The 22,472-nt window shown below is 64.8% G+C and carries 13 protein-coding genes; 3 read left to right on the forward strand and 10 right to left on the reverse strand.

Going from position 1 to position 22,472, the window contains the following annotated elements:
* Positions 1–35: 35 nt before the first annotated feature.
* The 3 genes from DOM33_RS02925 (at position 36) to DOM33_RS02935 (ending at position 5,660) form a co-directional block, all read left to right on the forward strand.
* Complete coding sequence (locus tag DOM33_RS02925; protein ID WP_110665653.1) at positions 36–2,117, forward strand: carboxy terminal-processing peptidase; 2,082 nt, start codon at positions 36–38, stop codon at positions 2,115–2,117.
* Positions 2,118–2,372: 255 nt separating this feature from the next.
* Positions 2,373–4,172, forward strand: a complete 1,800-nt coding sequence (ligB, locus tag DOM33_RS02930) for an NAD-dependent DNA ligase LigB (RefSeq protein WP_110665655.1) — start codon at positions 2,373–2,375, stop codon at positions 4,170–4,172.
* Between the two features lie 174 nt (positions 4,173–4,346).
* On the forward strand, positions 4,347–5,660 hold the full coding sequence (locus DOM33_RS02935) for a capsular polysaccharide export protein, LipB/KpsS family (RefSeq protein WP_162617869.1): 1,314 nt from the start codon (positions 4,347–4,349) through the stop codon (positions 5,658–5,660).
* A gap of 233 nt (positions 5,661–5,893) precedes the next feature.
* Here the strand turns inward: DOM33_RS02935 and DOM33_RS02940 are convergent, their stop codons facing one another.
* The 10 genes from DOM33_RS02940 to rfbA all read right to left on the reverse strand — a co-directional run bounded on the left by DOM33_RS02940 (position 5,894) and on the right by rfbA (position 22,422).
* The gene (locus tag DOM33_RS02940) at positions 5,894–6,931 is read right to left on the reverse strand and encodes a glycosyltransferase family protein (protein WP_110665658.1); all 1,038 of its coding nucleotides are present in this window, start codon (positions 6,929–6,931) and stop codon (positions 5,894–5,896) included.
* A gap of 52 nt (positions 6,932–6,983) precedes the next feature.
* Positions 6,984–9,305 (reverse strand): glycosyltransferase family 2 protein, encoded by a 2,322-nt coding sequence (locus DOM33_RS02945; protein WP_162617870.1) that lies wholly within the window; start codon positions 9,303–9,305, stop codon positions 6,984–6,986.
* A gap of 4 nt (positions 9,306–9,309) precedes the next feature.
* Entirely contained in the window at positions 9,310–11,193 is a 1,884-nt protein-coding gene (locus DOM33_RS02950; RefSeq protein WP_110665662.1) for a glycosyltransferase family 2 protein, read from the reverse strand.
* Between the two features lie 32 nt (positions 11,194–11,225).
* Positions 11,226–12,254 carry a glycosyltransferase family protein gene (locus DOM33_RS02955; protein ID WP_110665664.1) on the reverse strand — a complete coding sequence of 343 codons (1,029 nt, stop codon included), beginning with the start codon at positions 12,252–12,254 and terminating at the stop codon, positions 11,226–11,228.
* 63 nt (positions 12,255–12,317) lie between these two features.
* Positions 12,318–13,247: a hypothetical protein gene (locus DOM33_RS02960; protein ID WP_110665665.1), complete on the reverse strand. Its 930-nt coding sequence runs from the start codon at positions 13,245–13,247 to the stop codon at positions 12,318–12,320.
* The gene (locus tag DOM33_RS02965) at positions 13,247–16,051 is read right to left on the reverse strand and encodes a rhamnan synthesis F family protein (protein WP_204352591.1); all 2,805 of its coding nucleotides are present in this window, start codon (positions 16,049–16,051) and stop codon (positions 13,247–13,249) included. The genes DOM33_RS02960 and DOM33_RS02965 overlap by 1 nt, the downstream gene beginning before the upstream one ends.
* Before the next feature lie 20 nt (positions 16,052–16,071).
* Positions 16,072–17,118: an HAD family hydrolase gene (locus DOM33_RS02970; RefSeq protein WP_110665667.1), complete on the reverse strand. Its 1,047-nt coding sequence runs from the start codon at positions 17,116–17,118 to the stop codon at positions 16,072–16,074.
* Between the two features lie 812 nt (positions 17,119–17,930).
* On the reverse strand, positions 17,931–20,768 hold the full coding sequence (locus DOM33_RS02975; RefSeq protein WP_162617871.1) for a glycosyltransferase: 2,838 nt from the start codon (positions 20,766–20,768) through the stop codon (positions 17,931–17,933).
* 131 nt (positions 20,769–20,899) lie between these two features.
* The gene (rfbC, locus tag DOM33_RS02990) at positions 20,900–21,445 is read right to left on the reverse strand and encodes a dTDP-4-dehydrorhamnose 3,5-epimerase (RefSeq protein WP_110665674.1); all 546 of its coding nucleotides are present in this window, start codon (positions 21,443–21,445) and stop codon (positions 20,900–20,902) included.
* Positions 21,446–21,528: 83 nt separating this feature from the next.
* A complete protein-coding gene (gene rfbA, locus DOM33_RS02995) occupies positions 21,529–22,422 on the reverse strand; it encodes a glucose-1-phosphate thymidylyltransferase RfbA (protein WP_110665676.1) in 894 nt (297 codons plus the stop codon).
* Between the last annotated feature and the right edge of the window lie 50 nt (positions 22,423–22,472).

Below are 22,472 nucleotides of genomic sequence, written 5' to 3' on the forward strand. Positions count from 1 at the left end.
AACAGAGTGTACAGGAAACCGGGAGTGCTTCATTGATGACCCTGACTGTCGCCGCCAGGCACGCGGCCATGTGTTTGCTCGTGATGGGATGGAGCGCAGCGGCGCTTGCCGCGCCGACTCCAACCGATGAGCAGCGCCAAGCGGCGATCGAAGTCGCAGAGTCATTACAGTACGGCTCCTACGCCGATGTGAACCTCGACGACGACTGGTCGCAGCGCGCCTTCACGCGGCTGCTGGACGTGCTCGACGAGCAGCGCTCGTATCTCCTTCAGCGCGATGTCGACCAGTTCAGCGATCTCGAGACGTCGCTCGACGAGGCGGTCGAGAATGGCGAACTGGATCGAGTCTATGCCTTCTATAACCGGTATCAGGAACGCGTCGAATCGCGCCTTCAGTGGCTTGTCGATCGCGTCGACGCCGGCCTCGACTACGACTACAGCTCCAGCGAGCGGCTGGCACTCGATCGAGAAGGCGCTGCGTGGCCGGGCAGTGAAGAGGCGCTGGACGAGCTCTGGAACCGTCGCCTGGAAAATGCGGCGCTCACGCTGTCGCTGAGCGATCAGTCCCCGGAAGACATCCAGGACACGCTCCACGACCGCTATACCAATCAGCTCAACCGAGTGCGGCAGACCAAGCCGGAAGACGTGCTGGTGCTGGTGATGGCGGCAGTGACCGGCACCGTCGATCCGCATACCGAGTATCTCTCGCCCCAGCAGGGTGAATCCTTCGACATCCAGATGCGACTCTCTCTCGAGGGGATCGGCGCCCTACTCCAGAACGACGGTGAATACGTCAAGGTATCGAGCCTCGTTCCCGGGGGCCCGGCCGACAAGAGCGGCGTGCTTCAGCCTGCGGATCGGATCGTCTCGGTCGGTCAGGACGAGGATGGCGACATGGTCAATGTCGTGGGGATGCGTCTCGACGAAGTCGTCGACCTGATCCGCGGCACGAAAGGTTCGACGGTGCGGCTCGAGATCATTCCCGCCAAGGCGGTCGATGTCACCCGGACGCAGGAAGTTCGTATCATTCGCGACACGGTCAAGCTCGAGGATCAGGCGGCGCACAGCAGCGTCGAAACGCTGACTCGCGATGGCGAAACGCAGCGGATCGGCATCATCACGGTGCCGGCGTTCTACGTCGATTTCGATGCCTGGCAAGCGGGCGAAACGGACTACCGCAGCACGACGCGAGACGTGGCCAAGGAGATCGAAAAGCTCAAGGCCCAGAACGTCGAAGGGATCGTGCTCGATCTGCGCAATGACGGCGGTGGCGCCCTGCAGGAAGCCAATTCGATGATCGGCCTGTTCATCGACCGCGGCCCGACGGTTCAGGTCCGCGATGCCCGCGGCCGCATCAACCTCTACGGTGACACCGACGCCGGTACCGCCTACGACGGGCCTCTCGCCGTGCTGGTCAACCGGCTATCGGCTTCCGCCTCCGAAATCTTCGCCGGTGCGATCCAAGATTACGGCCGAGGCCTGGTCATCGGTAGCCGCACCTTCGGCAAGGGAACCGTGCAGACGCTGAACGACCTGAGCCACGGCCAGATCAAGCTCACACGTGCCAAGTTCTATCGTATCTCCGGCGAGAGCACGCAGCACCGCGGCGTCGAACCCGACATCCTCTACCCGAGCCTGATCGACCCGGATCAAATCGGCGAGAGCGCTCTCGACAATGCCCTCCCCTGGGACCGAGTCCGGCCCGTTCAGTACCAGCTATACGGCCAGCCGTGGCGCTATCTCGAAACGCTGCAGGATCGTCACGAGCAGCGTATCGCCACCGACCCCGACTTCGTCTACCTCGAAAAACAGGCCCAGTTGAGCAAGCGCCTGCGCGAACAGCAGACGAGCATCAGTCTCAATCGAGAGCAGCGTCAGCGCGAGATGGATGCGCAGGAAAGCGAACAGCTCGCCCTCGAGAATCAGCGCCGCCGAGCGCAGGGTCTCGAGCCCCTCGAGGACTGGGTCGACGCTCGCGACGCCAGTGAGTCGACGGCAGACGGCGCCGAATCCGAGCAGACCACCGACGATGCCGAACCGCTCGACCGCGCCGAGCTTCAGGAGACCGCACAGATCCTGCTGGATTACGTGCAGCTCAAGCAGCCCGCCGCTCGCTGAGACCCGGCGGTTTCGGCATCGAATGCAGTGACCGAGCCCCACGCCCGCGTGGGGCTTTTGCATGGTGCCTGATTCAGTGGCTGGGGCTGTCGGCGCCACACTCACCCGCCAGCCGCGGCGTTGTCGTCCTCCGCGCCATCTCGGCGCTCGCGTCCGCGCTGGCATCATCCTCGCCGCGGTATCGGCGCACGCTCCCTTCAGAAATGGCATGCCTCGTCGTTGTAACGGGTACATCCGTCCTTTCGGAGAGTTCTCATGCTTCGCCGATTTGCCGTCATCGCGACCCTCACCCTGCTGTGTTCTCCCTATCCGGTCACTGCCGATCCTGTCGCCGACGATGCTATCGCGGCCAGTTCTGTCGTCGCCGATTCCGTCGCGGTCGGCGCTCGCTGTGAGCAGGCAGCCGCGCCGGTAAAGGGCGAGTCGGTACTGCGGCGTCGAATCGATACCCTCGCCGAACGGATTCAGCGCTGGGACGCGGCCTACTACGGCGACGGCGTGCGGCAGGTCACCGACGGCGTCTACGACGAGGCCCAGCGGCGCCTCGCGCGGCTCCGAAACTGTGCCGGGCTGCCGGCAAGCTCGGCGAGCCGCGATGCTTTCGTCGACAGCGGAGAGACGGCCCACCCCTACGCCCAGACCGGGCTTGCGAAGACGCCGGACCGCGAGGCGTTCGACCGCTGGTTTCGGGCACAAGGCGATCGAACACTCTGGGTTCAGCCCAAGGTCGACGGTGTCGCGGTCACCTTGGTCTATCGTGACGGCGAACTCACCCGCGCGATCAGCCGCGGCAACGGCCTTACGGGCGAAGACTGGACCGACACCGTCCGCGCCCTGCCCCATGTGCGCACACGTCTGGCGAACGCCGGCAGCATCACGCTCCAGGGCGAGCTCTATCTGCGCCAGACGGATCACGTTCAGCGGCGTGACGGTACCGATGGCGCACGCGCCGTGGTGGCCGGCCTCATGTCCCGCCACACGCTCATCGCCGCGGATCGCGAACGGATCGGTTTTTTCGCCTGGGGCTGGCCGGACGGCCCAGAAAACGGCGCCGAGCGGCTGCGGCGCCTGAGCGCGCTCGGCTTCGATCAAACCCGGCGATTCACCCATCCCGTCGAGTCCCTCGACACCGTCGCCGACTGGCGCCAGCGGTGGTACCGCGCATCGCTACCCTTTGCTACCGACGGTGTCGTCGTCAAACGTGCCGATCGTCCGCCGGGCGAGCATTGGGAAGCCGCGCCACCGGCGTGGAGCCGGGCCTGGAAGTACCCTGCCGTTGAAACGTTCGCCACGGTGGAGCGCATCGACGTTACCGTTGGCCGAACCGGTCGAGTGACGCCGGTCGCCACGCTGCAGCCGGTGCGCCTGGACGATCGCGTGGTTCGTTCGGTCAGCCTTGGCTCGGTCGATCGCTGGGTCGAGCTGGACGTTCGACCGGAGGACCAGGTTCAGCTGAGTCTCGCCGGCGCCACGATCCCGCGTCTCGACCGCGTGGTGATCCCGGCCGAGCCACGCCAGGCTCTCACCGTGCCGAACGCGTCGCGCTATGGACCGTTCACCTGTTTGCGACCCACCGAGGGCTGTCGCGAGCAGTTCATCGCTCGGCTGACCTGGCTCGGCGGCGGTGAAGGACTGGATATCCGCGGCGTCGGCGAGCAAAGCTGGGCGACCCTGGTCGACGCCGGGCTGGTCGACGACCTACTGGGTTGGCGAACGCTCTCGCCTGCGCAGTTGAAGACGCTTCCCGGCGTCGGCGCGACTCGCGCCGCCAATTGGGCCCAAGCGTTCGACGCGACGCGAACCGAGCCCCTTTCTCGCTGGCTCGTCGCGCTCGGCATCCCCGGGGTGCCCAAGGCCATGCGGGCCGAGGCGCTGTCCAGTCCCTTGCCAGCGCTCGCCGGGCGTAGCCGGACGCAATGGCAACAGTATCCCGGTATCGGCCCGGTCGGTGCGGATAAACTGGTACGCTTTTTCGCTACGCCGGAGATCCACCGGCTACTGGGATCGCTCGAGGCTCTCGACGATGCAACCATATCCGCGCAGGCCTCGGACTGAGACAGGTCATACCGCGCACAGACCGGGAAATGACGATTTCCCATCGCCACGTTCACGAAAACGGTTCATGGCGACGCTTCGGGTTCAGGCTAGAGTGCCCTTACCGACTGCCGGGTCACGACTGCCCCGCGCCACACCCCGAGTCGGCTTTCGTCGATGCCACCGGGTAACTCGATGTTTCATCATCAGCGCACGTTTCTCTTCCTGCAGGGTCCGCCATCGCCGTTCTTTCAACAGCTGGCGCAGCGGCTACTCTCCGACGGACACCGGGTCGTGAAACTGCATTTTCAGGCTGGCGATGCCCTCTTCTGGCACCACTCGCCGGCCCTGTTTCACCGACTCCCGCTGGGCATGCTGGATCACACCTTGACGACGCTCTGGCGCGAGTACGGCGTTACCGACCAAATCCTGTTTCGCGACGCTCGGCCATGGCACGCCATCGCCGCCCCGCTCGCCAGGCGCTACGGTATTCGCAACCATGTCTTCGACGAGGGATATCTCGCCCCGGACTGGATCACGCTCGAACGAGAGGGCTCGCACGAGCGCTCGCTGCTGCCTCACGACCCCGAGTGGTACCACCAGGCAAACCGGCGTCTCGCGCCAGCTCTGCCCGCGCGCGCCACTGGTGACAGCCGCACCCGGCGCGGCCTTTTCGGGACGCTCGAACGGGGCGTCGCGATCCTCAATCCTCTGCTGAGGTTACCCGGACGCTACAGCGAGAGCGCCTCGCCGCCCCCTTCGTTCGAGCGTGTGCCCCGCGATGGCGCCGCGACCGCGCGTTCGTTTTCGCCCCGGGCCGAAACTTCGGTTTGGGCGCCAGCCCTCAGAGCGACGAATCGTCGAACCACCGGACTCGCCGCGCCCTACTTCCTGCTCTCGCTGTCGTCGTCATCCCGTTCGGGCGATCGACCGAGGGGCCATTCGGCTGCTGAACCCAGTGGTCGCCCCACGCTCGCCTTCTCCGAACTGGAGCGTGTCATTGCCTCGTTCGCCCGTCATGGCCCCCCGGCCTGTCGTCTCCTGCTCGTCGATCCTCGCCGCGCCTTTCACCGCTCGATACCGTCTACCCGTCGGCTGCGACATCTGGCCCGTCGCTGGGGGCTCGAGGGCCGGCTCGGTATCATCGGCCCGCCATCGACGACGGCGGTGAGCGCCGCCGCCGGCTGGGTGACGCCCCATCTGCCGCAGGCGCTTCTGGCGCTACAGGCGGATTGCCCGGCCTTTACGCTCGCCGCGCTACCCTGCGCGTTCTCCGGACTCGCTGCCAGCCAGCATCTCGATCGCTTCTGGCACGCCCCGCCGTCTCCCGATGCCAGTCTCGTCGACATCTACCGGCGCGTACTCATCCACGCCACCCAGCTCAATGGTGACTTCTACAGTCCCGGCGGTCGCGCACTCGCGGTCATCAACGCCGCCCCTCGCTTGATCGACAGCGACTCGCCGCTGGAGACACTGCTGCGCCACTCCTACGCCCGTGTCGCCTATTAAGAATCGGCCGCCTCGCCGATAGCCTATCGGATGGGCATGTCGGTGGCGCAGTACTGCTCGTCGCCCACCGTTCTGCCGCGCTCACCGTTTGCCGCGCTCACCGTTTGCCGCGCTCACCGTTCGTCACCCACCGTTGAGACAGCTTCGCCAAACGACCGCGCCCACCGGTGCTAACGGTGGGCGCGGCAGAACGGTGGGCCGTAAAAGAACGAAATGGATCGGTCAACGATCGGCTAGCGACGCTGCCACCAGAAGGCCTGCGCCTGCACCGGATCCCCCAGTTCCCTCGCCTTGCGCGCCGCATTGCCCGCCATGCGCCGGGCCTCGATGGGTCGCTCGACGAGCCGCTGAATCGCCGCTTTCCAGGCGCCCGCATGATTCTCCACCAGCAAGCCGTCCGCGCCGTGCTCGACGATATGGCGATAGGGTGAGCAGGCACTGTAGACCCCGACGCTGCCGGTGATGGCGTTATCTAGGAACTTGATGTGCGATTTCCCGGCATTGAACGGCGTGTCGACCATCGGCGTGAGGGCGATGTCCACTCGCTGGTGCTGACGATAGCGTTGAAAGGCCCGCCAGCTCATGGGCTTCGGGGTGTGTACGCGGTCGAGCGACTGCAGCGAGGCCGGTGAGTGATCGCCGAGCATGATCTCGAAGGTGAGGCTTGCGTGGCTGCCGTGAAGTTCGACCAGCGCCGGCGTGATCGACTCGAGATCCGCCAGGTGGGCGCGAGAACCGAAAAAGCCCACCACCGACGAGGAAGTCGCCGAGATCGGGGTATCGTTTCGCGCGGGGGGCGCGACGATCAGCGACGGCGTGAGTACCGACACACAAGAGTGAAATTCCCGGTAGCGTTTCGCCAGGCCCTCGCTGCAGGCGACGATCTCGTCACAGATCGCCATCAGTCGCGGCTGCACGTTGGCGGCAATGTGCGCCATGCGCCGGCGATAGATCTCGGGCAGGCGCGGGTCCAGCGCGGCAGCCGCGATGTCGTCATCGATCAGATAGCGAATCGACGCCATCTGACGACGGTTGTTCTCCAGCCAGGAAAGCCAGTGCGTATTGATCGAACGGCAGACGATCACATGGGCGCTGCGCATTTCGCCGACCAGCCACGGCATGCAGAGAATCGGCAACCGCCAGTAACTGGTATCGATACGCCGTACCTCGGCCCCGCGCGTCTGAAGCCAGGGAGCGACCGACCGCAGAAAGTAGATGTCCTCGGTGGGACAGCTACCGTCACTCAATACGACCCAGCGCGGATAAGTCATGATCGATTCCCCTTGAAGAAATGGACACGCGCGAGAGGCTCGGCGGTGCCGGTCAACGCAGCGAGAAATCCTCGTAAGTCAGCGTCAGGTTGGGGTGGTAGGCGGGGTCATCGAACAGACGGTGTCGCCAGCGTGCGCGCATGTAGTTCGCCTCGCCCGCCGCGCGCAGCCGTTTTTGCGGCGTATCGTCGGCCCCCCGCGAGACGGACTCGTGATGCCAGAGCTCGGCGTAAGGGGTCCAGACGTGGCGGTAGCCCGCCTCACCGACCTTCAGACACAAGTCAACATCGTTGAACGCCACCGCCAGATTGGCCTCGTCGAGCCCGCCGACCGTCTCGAAGAGTTCGCGTCGAACCACCAGACAGGCGGCCGTCACCGCCGAGTAGTTCTGGACCAGGTGCAGTCGAGAGAAATAGCCCGGTTCGTGGCGCGAGAAATACTTGTGCGCATGCCCCGCGACACCGCCGATACCCAGCACCACCCCGGCGTGCTGGACCGTGCCGTTGGGGTAGTAGAGTTTTGCGCCGACGCAGCCGACGCCCGGCCGGCATGCCTGGCTGACCATCTCGGTGAGCCAGTCCGGATTGAGCGGTTCGATGTCGTTGTTGATCAGCGCCAGAACCTCCCCGCTGGCCTCGCGGGCCCCGAAATTGTTGATCGCCGAGTAGTTGAACGGTGCCGGCCAGCGCAGCACCCGAACCCGGGGGTCGCTTGCGATCGTCTCCAGAAACGCCAGCGTCTCCGGGCAAGTCGAGCCGTTGTCGAGCACCAGCAGCTCGAAATCGGGATAGTCGGTGCGCTCGAGCAACGCCTGCAGGCAGGGTTTCAGCACCTCGATACGATCCCGGGTCGGCACCAGCAGCGATACCTTGGGCGCCGGCGACGGCAGCGGCCAGCGCACCCGGTAGGTGTTGGGATAGCGCCCCTCCTCGACCGTCGCGGCCAGGTCGGCACGCTCGAGATGCTCGCGTACCGCTGCGAGCCCGGCCCGACAGGTGTAATCCTTGGCCGCAGCCGCCGTCGCGGTCGAACCGGTGGCCGCGCGCCAGTGGTAGAGCACGTGCGGCACTCGCACGATGGTGTCAGCCGCCAGCCCCGTCACGAAGCGCAGCGCCAGATCGTGGTCCTGACTGCCCTCGAACCCCATCCGAAAGCCGCCCAGGGCGGTCAGCCGCTCCCGGCGATAGACGCCCAGATGCGAGATGTAGTTCTGGCTCAGCAGCAGATCCGGGTTCCAGGCCGGCTTGAAGTGGGGATCGAAGCGCTGGCCACGATCGTCGATCTTGTCCTCGTCGGAGTAGAAGACCTCGGCACCGGGGTTGTCCTGCAGCGCCTCCACCACCCGAAAGAGCGCCTCGGGGTGCAGACGATCGTCGTGGTCGAGCAGTGCCACGAACTCCCCCCTCGCCAATGCCAGTGCGGTATTGCTCGCGGCGCAGATGTGGCCGTTGGTTTCGCGCCGAATCAGTTCGATGCGCGAGTCGCTCGCCGCGATACGCGACAGTGTCTCCCAGACCTCGGGGTCGCGGGAGGCATCGTCGGCGATGCAGAGCTGCCAGTGCGGATAGTGCTGGTCGATCACCGACTGCAGGCACTCGCGCAGATGCGCAGGCGCCGGGTCGTGCACCGGCACCACGATCGAGACCAGCGGCCGGTGGGCGAAACGCGCGATGCGCTGGGCGATGGCCCCCGCCGACAGCGGCGTCTGTCCGCGCAGCCACTCGCTGTAGCTGCGCCCCGCGCAGCGTCGCGCGAAGGTCGATTCGTAGTGGGCCAGCGCCAGCGGCAGCCAGGGTTCGCCGCGATTTCGCGCGGAGACCTTGAGCGCCGACACGACCCGCGACTTCGGCGTTTCCAGCCACTCCGGGTGTAGATTGCACAGGCGCTGGGCGAGGCGGTCGCGAGCGAAGCCCGGCAGCAGCCACACCAGCCGGAGATGGCGAATCGCCAGATTTCCCGGCGTCTCCAGCGGATCGAAACGAATCGCCCGCGTCCCCGGCGGGATATAGCAGAGCCGCTTGCTCATGCGCCCCGGCAACAGCACCAGATAGAGACTCTGCGCCTCGCTGAAGCCTTCACCGGTATCGAGATAGAGTCTGACCGCAGCGTTGGGCTGATCGTGGGCCAGCGTCACTTCCAGCATGTTCCAGCCCGGCAGCGGTAGCCGACGCAGCCAGAGGAACTGCGGGTCCTCGCCGGTCGCTCGCCAGGCGAAGCCCTCCCGGGCCGCCGCCGAATCCGGCGCGAGCGCCTCGAGCTGATGCACGGGCCGCAGACGCGGCGCGCACACCAATCGTGCCGCCGACTGCAGTCGCTGGCGTAACGGGATCGGCGCCACCTCGGGGGGGACGAGCGAAACGGGACGTGGCGACATGACCTCAGGCCTCCGTGGTCGCGGCCATGCGTTCGGTGGCAGCGATACGCTGCTCGCCGAGCGACTGGCCGGTGAGAGCGACGCGACACTCGACGCGGTCGCCGGGTTCGGCATCGAGGGGCAGATGAAAGCCGATGTAAGCGCCGCGCGGGGCGCCCCAGCGCAAGAAGCCGGGGCGCAGGGCGTTGGCGAGACAGCCGCCGACGCGAATGCCGTTGACCCAGACGTCGAGCTCTACCGGCATGTCCTCACTCGCCCACCAGGCCCAGCCAACCACACGGTCCGACAGGCACTGCTGGATCGCCCCGTGAACGAAAGGCTGGCCGGCTTTCCAGAGCGCAAGGCGCGTTTCGAAGATGCGCAGGCTCTGCTCGTAGAGCCGGATGTCCTCGAGATTCAGCGCCCGCAGCGCCTCCTGATCGTCGGCGCCGATCTCGTAGACGTGCTCGGCGCTGGCGTGCCCGAGATTCTCCTTGAGCCCCGGTACCGCCCAGCCGTAGAGATCGTTGATCAGCGCCAGCGAATCGGCGTAGCGCTCGGTGATCCCTACGAAACCCAGCGCCTCGAGCCGGGTCGACTCGAGAAACCGGCTCTGACGATTGACCATGTCCGAACGCCGATAGAAGTCCTGGAAGCTCCCCTCGTAGCCGTGATGGCGAGCGAAGTGGTGATAGTCCGAGGCGATACGCTGAAGCGGCTCGCGCACGAAGGTGAAGCAGTCGCGCAGCCCGGCAAGGTGCGCGTATTTCGCCAACGGCACGTGGCCGGCGAGCAGCGCGATCCGGCTCTCGCGCACCGTCTGCCAGAGCCACCAGTAGTCACGCCGCTCGTAGGCCCAGCGCACCACGGCCGGCGCCGTCTCGCGCTGCGCTTCGCCGTAGTCGTGCCAGACGTGAGCCTCGCCCAGATACTGCTTGGCCCCGAGACGAAAGCTGGTCCCCGCGGTCTTGGGGATATGCACGAAAAAGCGCGGTGGCGCGGTCTGCGCTGACATGACGTCAGATGACGTGGCCGCCAGTGCCGAGCCCTCGCGTGCCGCCGTGCTCAAGCGGGCGATCAGCGCCTGTAGCGGGGTGAACAGCCCGTCGGGGAGCGCCGCCGGCTCCTCGTTGAGGTCGTGATGACGGAAGTAGTTCATGTCCCGGGAGTGGTTCGGCCCCATGTTGGCGCGTCCGCGGGTCATCTTCGTGTCGACGAACTCATCGCGGGATTTGACGTTGAAGTGATAGATCTTCAGCGGCGTCGGGGAGACCGTCTGAGTCCGCCCGGAAGCCGATTTTCCGTCGACGAAGGCCGCGGGCTGGCCGTCCGCGGTGACGTAGCCAAAGCCCGGTTCGAGCACGGCGGCATGGGCGGTCATCGACTGCACGTGACGCGGCTTGACGATCGACTTGACGTGGCAGTTGACCTGACGTTCGACACGGCTCGCCCGCCGAAAGCGAGCGAGAACGCCGCCGGGCTGTCGATGACGCATGCCGGACGAGCCGAAGATGCGCCAGTTGACCGCGACGGCACCGACATCGGCCCGTGCCAGCACCGGCGATAGCCACTCGAGTGGCCGATCCGTCTCCGGATGCACCAGGAACTCGTCGGCATCGAGAAACGCCAGGTGATCGATCTGGTCGCCATACTCATCGAGCACGTAGCGATACCAGCTCGTCTGTGCCTTCTCCTCCGGCATCCAGCGCCGGGTGGTCACCCACCCACGACGCGCCCACTCCGCCAGCATCTCGCCGCCACCGTCCTCGCTGCCGTTGTCGGCGATGAAAAAGTGCGTGAAGCCGATCAGCTGGTGATAGGCGATCCACTCGGCAAGGTACGGCGCCTCGTTCTTGATGATCGCGGCGATCGCAAACGCATGGCGGGGACGAGCCGTCGACTCGTTCATCGTCGAATTCCTGTCTGACGCATCGCTCTCTCCTATGCCGACGTCACGGCCGAGGCCGCGGTCACGTCGTCCCGAATCGTCCGCGACGTCGTCTCCGGCACTTCCGTCGCCTTCGCCAGCACGGCGCCGACGTCGACTCGCGGCTTGTGAATGAAGCGGGTAATGGCCTGAAGCTTCTTGTCGACAATGGCGTCGCCGAAGACCCCGGCGGCCTCGTCGAGCGTCGAGAACAGCGGCTGCGCCGCGGTACACGCCATGAACAGCGCCTGGAGAAAGTCCTCTTCTCGGCCGTCGGAGAGCGCGATCAGCGTGTTGTACTTTTCGGTCTGCGTGGCGCTGCGACGGTAGACGGCGAGCCGGTCGCTGAACTGGGCGAAGCTTCGCAGCGGGACGTGGTAGACACAGCAACCCGTGGTCTCGACGAAACGCTTGGCTGCCGGCGTCATCATCATGGCCACGTCTTTCGGCGAGTCGAACGAGAAGTGGTACCCCATATGGATGCGCGTCGCGGCGTTCTTCTGGAACAGCACCTTGGTGCGACTCTCCTCACGCCGATCGACGCAGAAGTACTCCGCTGACAGAAACTGGGCGGTGAGGTCCGCAGCGCCGAACGCCTGCGTCTTGGGGATGAGGTTGAGCCAGGGCAGCAGAAAGCAGCGGGAGGCGACGTTGGGATTGCCGCCCTCGGGAAGGCTCTCGGCGAACGCCCGGTAGAAGCCGTGCACGTCTCGATACGGCCCGAGCGAGAGGAACTCGTCGGCGTCGAAGCAGTACACGTGGTTCTCCCGCTTCGGATCGAGAAAGAGCGTCAGCGCCCGATTGACGTAGAACGCCTTCTTCTGCGAGAAGTTGCCGTCGTATTCGAGCTCGATCAGATCGATCTCGCAGTCGGAAAAGCGCTCGCGAAGCACATCCACGCAGTCGCGCAGGAAGGTGTGCTCGAGATGGCTGATGACGATCAAGCGATCGAAGCCAAGACGCGCGTGGTGCTCGAGCGACGACCAGACGATGTCGCTTTCCCCTCTCACCATGGTCAGTGCCGTAAAGCAGGCGTTATTCATGACGTTCTCCTGTCGAAAAACGAGTCGGGCGCACGTGAGCGGCACGCTCGACGTCGACGCGTTCTAGGCCACCTGACAGGCTTCGAGATTGAAATTGGGCGGCAGCACCAGCACCGGCTTGTAGCTCGACTTTTCGAGCAACCCGACGTCGAAGTCGAACTGCTCCGCCAGCGTCTGGTTGGAGCGTTTGAAGTACTGATCGAAGGATTGCTGCTCGGGAACGGCAAAGAGCACGTGCTTGTCTTGATCGCCGTCGACGTACTTGGAGGCGACGATGATGCGATCGCGAATGGCCAGAAACTCCTCGTTGTTGCTCGCCTGGCGGGTCTTCGACTGAATCATCGACAGACAGCGAGTGGGGACCGAGGGGTTGACGATGGTCGCCTCGCCCGTCTCGGTCTGACGGTAATGAACGTCGAAAAGCCCCAGGAAGCGATCCACCACGTCACGACCGTAAGGCACGATGACGACGTTCTCCCGGCCGACGACATCCACCCAGCGCTTGATCGTCTGGTGATAGTTCAGCCAGTTGACGTTGTTCATCGCCAGGGCAAAGAGCGACGACGGATAGCGAATGTTGGGATCTTTCACCAGCTGATTGAAAAGCGACAGCAGCAGCTCCGACTGGCAGCGCAGCGTGAAGATCACTTTGACCTGGCGGAATGTTTGGCCCACGAACTGACGGAACCGCGGATTGTCGAAATAGAACGGTGACAGTTCCGAGGAGATCAGCACGTTGTCGGCATTACTCGTGCTCACCTCCGCTTCCAGCTTGTCCACTGCCTGCGCCGGCGACATGTCACTGGCGTAGACACCGGCGTTGCGAAAGGCGAGCGCAAAGGGATGGTGAGAATGATCCGGCCACTGCAGCGACTGCGGATAGAGAATGCCGCGAGCGAGAAACTCCGCGTTCTGCGCCTGGATCTGCGCCTGAATCGCCGACGTTCCCGTCTTGGACCAACCTACGTGGAGATAAAGCGTGTCTTTTTTCATCATTGGCCAATGAACGGATTACGTCCAACCTCGCTGATCAAGCGTCCCCATTTGAGAATCTCCTGTTCGTCGAGAGACTCCCCCCCTTCCAGCACGTCCGGAAATCCGAGCGCGCGCCATTTATCCATCGGATGCAGGATGTGGAATGTCGTCATGCCCATGTCGCCCGGACGCTGCGCATCGGCGACCACGTTGTCGCCGATGTGTAGATGGCGTGAAATTCCCTCTCTGGCGAGATCCTGTTTCACCTTGATCCAGAGCGTGCCGTTGTCCTTGCGTGCCTGCTCTTCACTCGACACCATCAGCCGATAGGCGGCGGAAACGCCCGCCTTGCGCAGCATCAATCCGACCTGGTCGCGCGTGTAGTAGCTGTCGGAAATGACCCAGAGAATGTGGCCACTTGCCGCCAGGTGATTGAACAGCTCGACCATCTCGTCCTTGGGCAGAATCATCTCGAGATCGAGCTCGAATTCCTGATTCATCCACGTCTGGGCTTGCGCATCCTCGACGCCGAGACGCTCGCCGATGTCGGTGTAGATGTCGGCGATACGCACGTCGCCCTGGAAATTGGCGCGCCGCCGCATATCCGACTCCGTCTGGTTACGCAGCGCCACGAATGCCTGCGCGCTCTCCACGATGCCCTGCGTCTGAAGACGCGCGCCGAGTTTCAACTTGGCGTAATCGGGAATGGTGTAGCGGCGCCTCACCAGCGTGTCGAAGACATCGAAGCTGACGCAGGGGTGCGCCTGGATGCTCGGCAGATGGTGGTCGAGGTGGCCGTGATAGCTCGACGTGATGTAGCCGTTATCGGTGGTGAACTGCCCGGTCGGCGGGTAGAAGAAGAGCTGCCGGTAACCGAGATGCTCCACCAGCGGCCCGATCACTCGCTCCAGGGCATGGAGCATCGAGTCGTCGTTGGGCAGCGGCTCCGACGGAAAATCGTCGTAGGCCCAGGTCTGATCGAAGATGCCCTCGAGCGCCTTGGGACGAGCCCAGAACATGCCACCGGCCGGGTAGCTCAAGAAGTCGGGAATGCGCCCCAGCCCCAGACGGTTCTGCCAGTCGCGCACCGCGCCCTTGTTCATGGTCAGATGATTCACCCAGCCCGGCATCATCCAGAAGGTCGTCGGGTAGTACATGCCGAGCGTGTCATCGCCCGCGAACGCATTGAGCAGCCGCGTCATGACCGAGACGTCGCGCAACAGATATTCGATCAGGTACTCCGCCCACTGGGTCTGCTCCTTGCCGGAGTAGAGCGACTTCTTCGAGTGCAGGTGACATAGCAGGTCGTACTCGTCCAGCGCCGGGCCGTACTCGACCAGCATCGGCCCGAAGTTGCGCCCGCGGTTGGGAACGACACGCGTCTCGACTCGTCCCACTCGCGCGTGCTGCTCGAAGACCTCGCGCGCCCGGGTCTCGAACTTGGCATCCGCCAGCGTCAGAAACACATCGACCGTGACCGGAAACGCCGCGATGGCATTGGCGAAGCGGTCGATGAAGTCGTCATAGAAGACGTGCAGACAGAGTGCGACCTTCAACTCGCTCGCCGCCTCGCTGAGCGTCGCGGCCGGTTCGATCACCTCGCGCGGGAACCAACGCACCGTCGCTGGCGCGTGGACTCGACCTTCCGTACGACCGTGCAGCAGGTAGTGCTGCAGCGGGCTCTGCTGGGCGTGGAACACGTCCATGTACATGCGGTGATAGGTTTCGCTGTCGAATCGGGGCGACGGATTGACCGGCGCAAAACGCGACTTGCGCAGATAGTCGTCGAACGCCGCCCGGGGACTTTCGAACGTCTGGCGATAGGTGGCCTGGTACCACTTCGGGTCGAAGAGCTCGCTCTTCAGCGCCTCTTGATAGACGCGGTCCATCATCGCCTGCTGATTGGCCAGCGCCGAGCGCTGCTCGAGCTGCTGGAGGCGATCCACCAGTGACAGCGTCGTTTCGTCATTGGCAGCGCGAGGGTTGGCTACCGACCCGGCGCCTGGCGGCGTTTCGTCGTCGGGTCCGCCGCCGTCATTCGGATCATTCGAAGCCGGCCCCGGGCCGCCGGCAGACGCTGAAACCGTCGAACGCCTCGGCGACTCGCCCGGTGTCGCCGAGTCGTCGGCAGCGCCCTGGGCGGGCGTTGGCCGATCGTCCCGATCCGACGTCATCGCTTCGATATTTTGGCGTCCCGCGTCGGGGTCTCGTGCGACCTCCGCTCGCCTGGCCGGTCTCGACGACAGCTCGAGCGCTTCCGAATTCGCCGACTGCAGCATGGCGCGCTCTGGGTGCGCGCCCAAGCGATGCGCGCCCAAGCGATGCGCGCCCAAGCGATGCGCGCCCAAGCTTGCGACCATCGAGTCCTGTGCCGTCATCGGCTCGGTCGGTCTCTCCGCCGCCACGGCGTCACCCATCCCCTCGCCGAGCGAGGGCAGCGATGCAGCAGGCAAGGTGTAGGCCTCAGCCTCACCGCGTTCGGCCTGCAGGTCGCGCTGCATGTCATCGCTTGGGTTCATGGCCGCCTCATCCTTGGCTCTCTCCCGCTGCCTGTTTGAGCGCGACAACCCCGGGCCACCGCCTCGAGACATGCTGAAAAGCGCCTCACGCACGGCCACGGCGACCGGTCGCTCTTCGATGCGAACGCGATCGCCGACGGCTGCGTTGACCATGGCGGTATCACCGTCCAACGAGGCGATCTCCAACGGCGCTTCCTCCCGCGCCAGCTTGTCCCGCTGGCCGCGTCGCTTCTTCGCGCCGCGCCGGGACGAATCCTGGAACAGCCACGGCAGTAGCGATGTCATTTTCCCCGCTGATTTCATGAGATGATCCTCTGGCTTTTTTATATCGCGAACATCTTCAACGGATTGATGAGTCCATTGCCGGTAATGTCGTCATCCACGCTGAACAAGTGCCAGACGTCTCTGGGAATGCAGTTGGGACGCGTGGCGAACACTTCGTAGAGATTCTGTACATCGGTCGGGGTATAGCTCACACCGTGACGTCGACAGTCGATGACGTGATCGATCGCGCCGTCGAACACCATTTTCAGATCCTGAAAGTGGCGCTGCGTCGCGGCTTCACGGCCGTAAAAGAATTCGAATTCCCCGTTGTGCTTCTGACGAATGTCGACCATCTGGCCCTGGGGTGCCGTCAGCAGCGACTCGAAGAGCAGCGAACGATCGAGCATCACGCAGCCGCTCCGCCAGCCGACGCCTTCGTGAAAGATGCCTTTGAGATGGGCATGATGATTTCCCACCGGGGCGTCACCGGGCTTGGTCGCAATGAAGTAGAGACCGTCGGTATCTCGCTTGAGCACGTGAGTCAGGATTTTCTGGATAGTCCCGGCGTATCCCAGGTCCAGCATCAGGGGCTTCATGCGCGAATCGGTGAGTCCGGATCGCGCCAGATAGGCGACGAGCGCGTTGCGTGTCGGCGCCACCAGCTCGGTCAGCGCGGGCAGATGCGCTGCCAGCCACTGGCTGACCTTGTCCTGGTCCTGCGGCAGCTCGCACTGGAAGCGTAAAAGCTCCAGCGGCAGAACGGCGAAGATCTCGTGGAGCTGCAGGCCGAAGCGCTTGCGCATCAGATCCAGCACGCTGCCCTTGAAGTCGCTGCCCAGCGCGATCGGCATGATCGTCGACGAACCCAGCATGGCCCGGAACAGCAAGGTTCGAGACACGCGCAGATAGACTGGGTCATGTTCGAGCTCGATGAGCCCTTCACGCTTGAGCCGACCGAGAAGACGATGGAAACACCACCCTTCCCGGGCCAGACAGACCGGAAGATGCCCCGCCGACTCCGCCTCGATGGCGTCGGCGTAGGCATGTAATGCGGGTCCCAGAAAGGTCGCGCCGAAATCCTGTAACGCTCGACTCTTCGCTTGCATGATGGGCCTCGAAAACCGTTTAACCACTTCCAGATGCCCGCCACGACGGACACCAATGAATGAACTCACTCTCGAACGCATGACGGAATTCGTACGATCGAGAGCCTTCCTGAATTCGCAAAAAAGCGCGTCGTGATATTCAATCCACAACGACTTAACGACAACGTCAAAATCATTTAATTCTTTTGAACATCTCGCTGATATCGCCTCGCGATATCGAAAGATAGAATACGAAAGCCCGCTGTTTAACGGTTCTCGAGACGTTCTTAATGAGTAACTAGAGAGGCGCCCAACGCTTGCCATCCTGCGGCCGAAAGCGCCGTTTCACCGTGACTAAAGGCTAAGCTTGGGCGGTCTTTATCTGAAGATGAATTTACTCATCGGAATGGATCATTTGTATTCGCATTGATAACCCGGTTACGGTTTAAATACGTAAATCGTCGCGACTATCCGACACTGTTGCTAAAGCGTGACGGCCATCGCCGGTAGTGACGCTTTGTGACGACACAGGCATTAACGTATCGATCGATGATCGCTGGAAATTCGGCCGTCAACGGTGCCTGTCGCAACCACGCGCGGGTGCCGAGTCGCGAGCCTCGGTCTGACGGTCGTGGTGGGAAAACGCCGATGACGGGACCGATGAGGCGGGCGACATGGCTGAGCGGATCAGGTCGGAGCGGTGCGAACGAAGGGAGCGGATGCGACGCGGGTAGGACGATTGCGAGGCGTGGATGGCGAGCGACCTCAGCGGGGCGACTTCTCGCCGCGCCGAGATCGCGACCGCGGCGCCCAGGCGCCACGACCGCTCGGATTCAGCGCGCGTGCCGCGTGCAGAGCGCGCGTGGGGTTACCGGCGGCTCAAGACCCACGCCGCGCAGGATGTGGCGCATCTGCTCGCGTCCACGGGCGAAACTGAAATGGGTCCGTGCCACGCCGAGACTCGACTCGGAGAGCGACTGCCAGCGATCGGCGTCGGCATACAGCTCGTCGATCGCCGCGACCCAGTCGGCCGGCGACTGAACGATCCGCGCGCTCACCCCGTCCACCAGACCGGTTCCCTCCGCGGCGATCGGCGTCAGTACGCAGGGCAGCCCGAACGACATCGCCTCCAGCACCTTGCCCTTGATCCCCGCCCCGGAGAGCAGCGGCGCAATGAAGAGCCGGTGGGCATCGAAGAGCGTGGCGACATCCTCGACGTAGCCCTCGAGCACCACGTCTTCCGAGGCCAGCGCCTGAAAGCTCGTCGGCATGTCGCTACCGTAGAGATGCAGTTTCACGCCGGGTAGCGCTTCGCGCAGCATCGGCATGACCTGGGTGACGAAGTGTTCCACCGCTTCCACGTTGGGCCGATGTCGATAGCCGCCAAGAAAGGCGATGCCCGCCCGTGACGACCAACCGCCCCGTGCACCGCGCCCCTCCACCACCCAGGGGCAGCGAAACAGATTGTCCTGGCGCAGATTGTGGCTGGTGATCACCGCCTGCTCGGCCTCGCTGTAGCAAAGCACGGCGTCCGCCTCGCGCATGACCGCAAGCTCCCTGTCTCGAATCGCCAGCGGGAAGGAGAGATCCGGGTCGCCGGCGCTGAGCCGCAACCGAAGTTCGCGGAGAAAGTGCAGATCGGCGTTGTTGAAGACGATCCTGGCGTGACTGAACTGGCGGATCGCGGCCAGGTGCTTCTCGGCCACGTTGAACCGCGTGATGTAGATCAGATCGAAATCTCGCCCGTGTTCCCGCAGTAACGCCTCGAGGCTGCGAACCTCGGGGGCGTGGAAGCAGCGAACGCCGGCGCGCTCGAGCGCCCGGGTATAGGCGTCGGCGAACTCCAGGCTGTCGGCGACGAAGCTCACCTGACAGCCGCACGCCTGCAGCAGCCGCATCTCCTGCCAGGCGGCATAGGCACCGGCACTACGATCGGGCCGCGGTATCTCGGCGTCGATCATCAGCACGCGATAGACGGGGGCGATCTCGTCACCCGTCACCCCTCGCTGGCTGAGCCGCTCGAGCCAGCACGCCACGAACGAAGGTGACACCGGAGCCGCTTGTCGGGCGTTCGCCGACGTTTCCAGGGCGACGAGCTGTGCCCCCGGCTGATGGAGCGTGTGCCAGCCGCGCTCTTCCGCCCGCAGGCAGAGATCCACCAGCAGGCTTTCCCAACCCTCGTCCACCGACGCCACCCCGTCCAGCGAGTGCCATGTCCGGCGTTCGAACATGACCGCCCCCGGCAGCGCGGCGTCGACGCGACGCACGTAGGACCAGGCGGTGAGCGACGGCGCCTCGTTCGCCCCGCAGCGGCGCCACGTCCCGTTGCGCAGGACCATCGCCCCGGCATGCCGCAGACGACCGTCGGGTTCGAGCGCACTCGCGCCCACCACGCCGACCTGATCGAAATCGCTGAACGTGGCGTGCAGCGTCTCGAGCGCTCCTTCGAGCAGTTCGGTGCCGGGTTCGAGCCAGAGAACATGCTCGGCGAGCGCTTCGTCCACACTTCGTGCGACTCGCGTCGCCAGACGTTCGCCGGTACCGAGGGCTTCCACCACCCGAAGATTCCCGCACACCGCCGCGGCCTGGCGCGCGAGCCACGGCGAGCCGCCTTTGACATGGCTCGCGCAGGCGGTGTCGCGCTCGCCCATGTCGATTACCAGAACCTCGAAGGGGGTCGTGCCCGCGGTCAAGGCCAACGACGCCAGCGTATGGTAGAGCCGCGGCAGACCACCCTGGGCCGGCAGCAGCACGCTCACCGCCGGCTTGCGCTCGGGCGTCAGCGAGAGCGTGGGGAAGTGCCGCCGCCCCTGCCAGCCGTTGACCAGCACCTGGTGGGCGCGATGAAGCGTCGTCATGGCCTTCACCGCCCCCTGGCGGCGATGGGTCAGGCGGCCGAGCTGACGGGTGAGCGAAGCGTAGCGGCGCCGGGCGACGTGACTCTCGTCATCGACTCCCGTTTCCAGCGTGGCAACGCCCCCCAGCCGACGAGGGACGACGCCCACGAAGCGCGCTTCCGCCCCGGGGAAGCCTTCGACGGCAACGTCGAGGCGCTGAATCTCGCCACTGCAGAGTGCGGCGGGCAGCGTCAGCGCAAAGCGCCACTTGTCGGCCTCGTCCCGGGTCACGGCCGCCCGGGCATGGATCTTACCGGCGGCATCGATCAGCACGGCTCGGCTCGTGGCCAGCCGCTCGTCGACCGATGCCGGCGTATCGGCGGCGACAGGCTCGCCGGCCGAGACGTCCTCGTACGCCACCTCACCGACGAGCCGGCCCCAGTCGATCCCGCCCAGCGTGACCCGCAGCCCCCGCGCGAGCGTCAGCGTATAGGGCACGCTCAGCAAAGGCTCGACGCTGCCGACTTCGAACAGCTGGATCGCGGTCGGCGAGGCGAGTGCCGCAAGGTCGAGACGGACCTCGAAGCCGTGACGGCCGTTACCCTTGCCCGCCGTCACCAGATCACGGCGCCAGCCATCCGCGCGCGTGACCGCGAGTACCCCCGTGGCGTCGCGCACCTCGATCGCCAGCGCCGCCTCCGGGCGTTGGCGATCCCAGGCCCAGCCGATCAGCACGCCGCAATCGTGATCGTCGAGATTGGCCTCGAAACGCGGGGCGCCTTCGACGCGCTCGTCGTTGGCCGCCGGCCCGACGTTGGAAACGTCATCACTCATCGCTCGCTCCTGTGCTAACGCTCGACTCTTTGACCCGGCTCTCGCTCGGCTCTCTTACACGCCCCTGCTGCCCAGTTCGGTTCGGCCGCCCTGCTCGAGTGACGTCAGTCGAAGGTGGACCCCAAGTGACGTCAGTCGAAGGTTGCGGCGTTCTCGAGCGTCGCGCCCTCGGCGTCCTTGGCGGAAAGCTTCGGCTCGCCGTCGACCAGCGGCCAGTCGATCGACAGCGTCGGGTCGTTCCAGCGCAGGCTGTACTCGTCGCCCGGGGCGTAGTAGTCGGTGCACTTGTACTGGAACTCCGCCTCGTCGCTGGTGACGTAGAAGCCGTGCGCAAAGCCCGGCGGTACCCACAGCATCTGGCGGTTCTCTTCGTTGAGTCGAGCGCCCACCCACTGACCGAACGTGGCCGAGCCGCGACGCAGATCCACCGCGACGTCGAAGACCTCGCCGCGGGTCACGCGCACCAGCTTTCCCTGCGGGTGCTCGAGCTGGTAGTGCAGGCCACGCAGAATGCCGCGGCCCGATTTGCTGTGGTTGTCCTGGACGAAGGCGTAGTCGCCGCAGTGCTCGACGAACTCGCTATGGCGAAACGTCTCCATGAAAAAGCCGCGGTCGTCGCCGAACACCTTAGGGGTGAGCAGGACGACATCGGGGATCGCGAGGCGTTCGTATTGCATGGGGGTCTCCCTATCGAAATGAGCCGATTGTCTCGACGTCTATGAGTCGGTTGTCTCGACCTCTGGCCAGCAGACGCGCCCGGTCAGGCGACCGAGCCGCGCCGACTGTCCTCGAGACGCTTGAGCAGATACTGGCCGTAGCCGGTCTTCTTGAGCGCGTCGCCGCGGGCGGCGAGCTGCTGGTCGTCGATCCAGTGCTGGCTCCAGGCGATCTCCTCGAGACACGCCACCTTCAACCCCTGGCGGTGTTCGATGGTCTGCACGTACTGTCCCGCTTCCAGCAGGCTGTCGTGGGTGCCGGTATCCAGCCAGGCGAAGCCGCGGCCGAGGCGCTCGACGTGCAGGTCGCCGCGCTCGAGGTAGGCGTTGTTGACGCTGGTGATCTCGAGTTCGCCGCGGGACGAGGGTTTGACGTCCTTGGCGATCGCGACCACGTCGTTGTCGTAGAAGTAGAGACCCGTCACCGCGTAGGGCGACTTGGGATCGCTGGGTTTCTCCTCGATGGAGAGCGCACGGCCGCTGTCGTCGAACTCCACCACGCCGAAGCGCTCCGGGTCCTTGACCAGATAGCCGAAGACCGTCGCGCCCTTCTCCACTTCGGAGGCGCGTTTCAACTGCTCGGAGAAGTGCTGGCCGTGGAAGACGTTGTCGCCCAGCACCAGACAGACCGAGTCGTCGCCGATGAAAGACTCGCCGATCAGAAACGCCTGCGCCAGCCCGTCCGGCGAGGGCTGTTCGGCATAGGCGAAACGCACGCCGAACTGCTCGCCGCTACCGAGCAGATACTCGTATTGCGGCAGATCCTCCGGCGTGGAGATGATGAGGATGTCGCGGATGCCGGCCAGCATCAGCACCGAGATCGGGTAGTAGATCATCGGCTTGTCGTAGACCGGCAGCAGCTGCTTGGAGACGCCCTGAGTGATGGGGTGCAGACGCGTGCCGGAACCGCCGGCGAGAATGATGCCCTTACGTGCCATGCTGAAACTCCTTGTCGGAATGACCGACATTGACGCGTGACGCCGGCGCG

The organism is Salinicola halophilus, from assembly GCF_003206155.1.
GTDB classification, from domain to species: domain Bacteria; phylum Pseudomonadota; class Gammaproteobacteria; order Pseudomonadales; family Halomonadaceae; genus Salinicola; species Salinicola halophilus.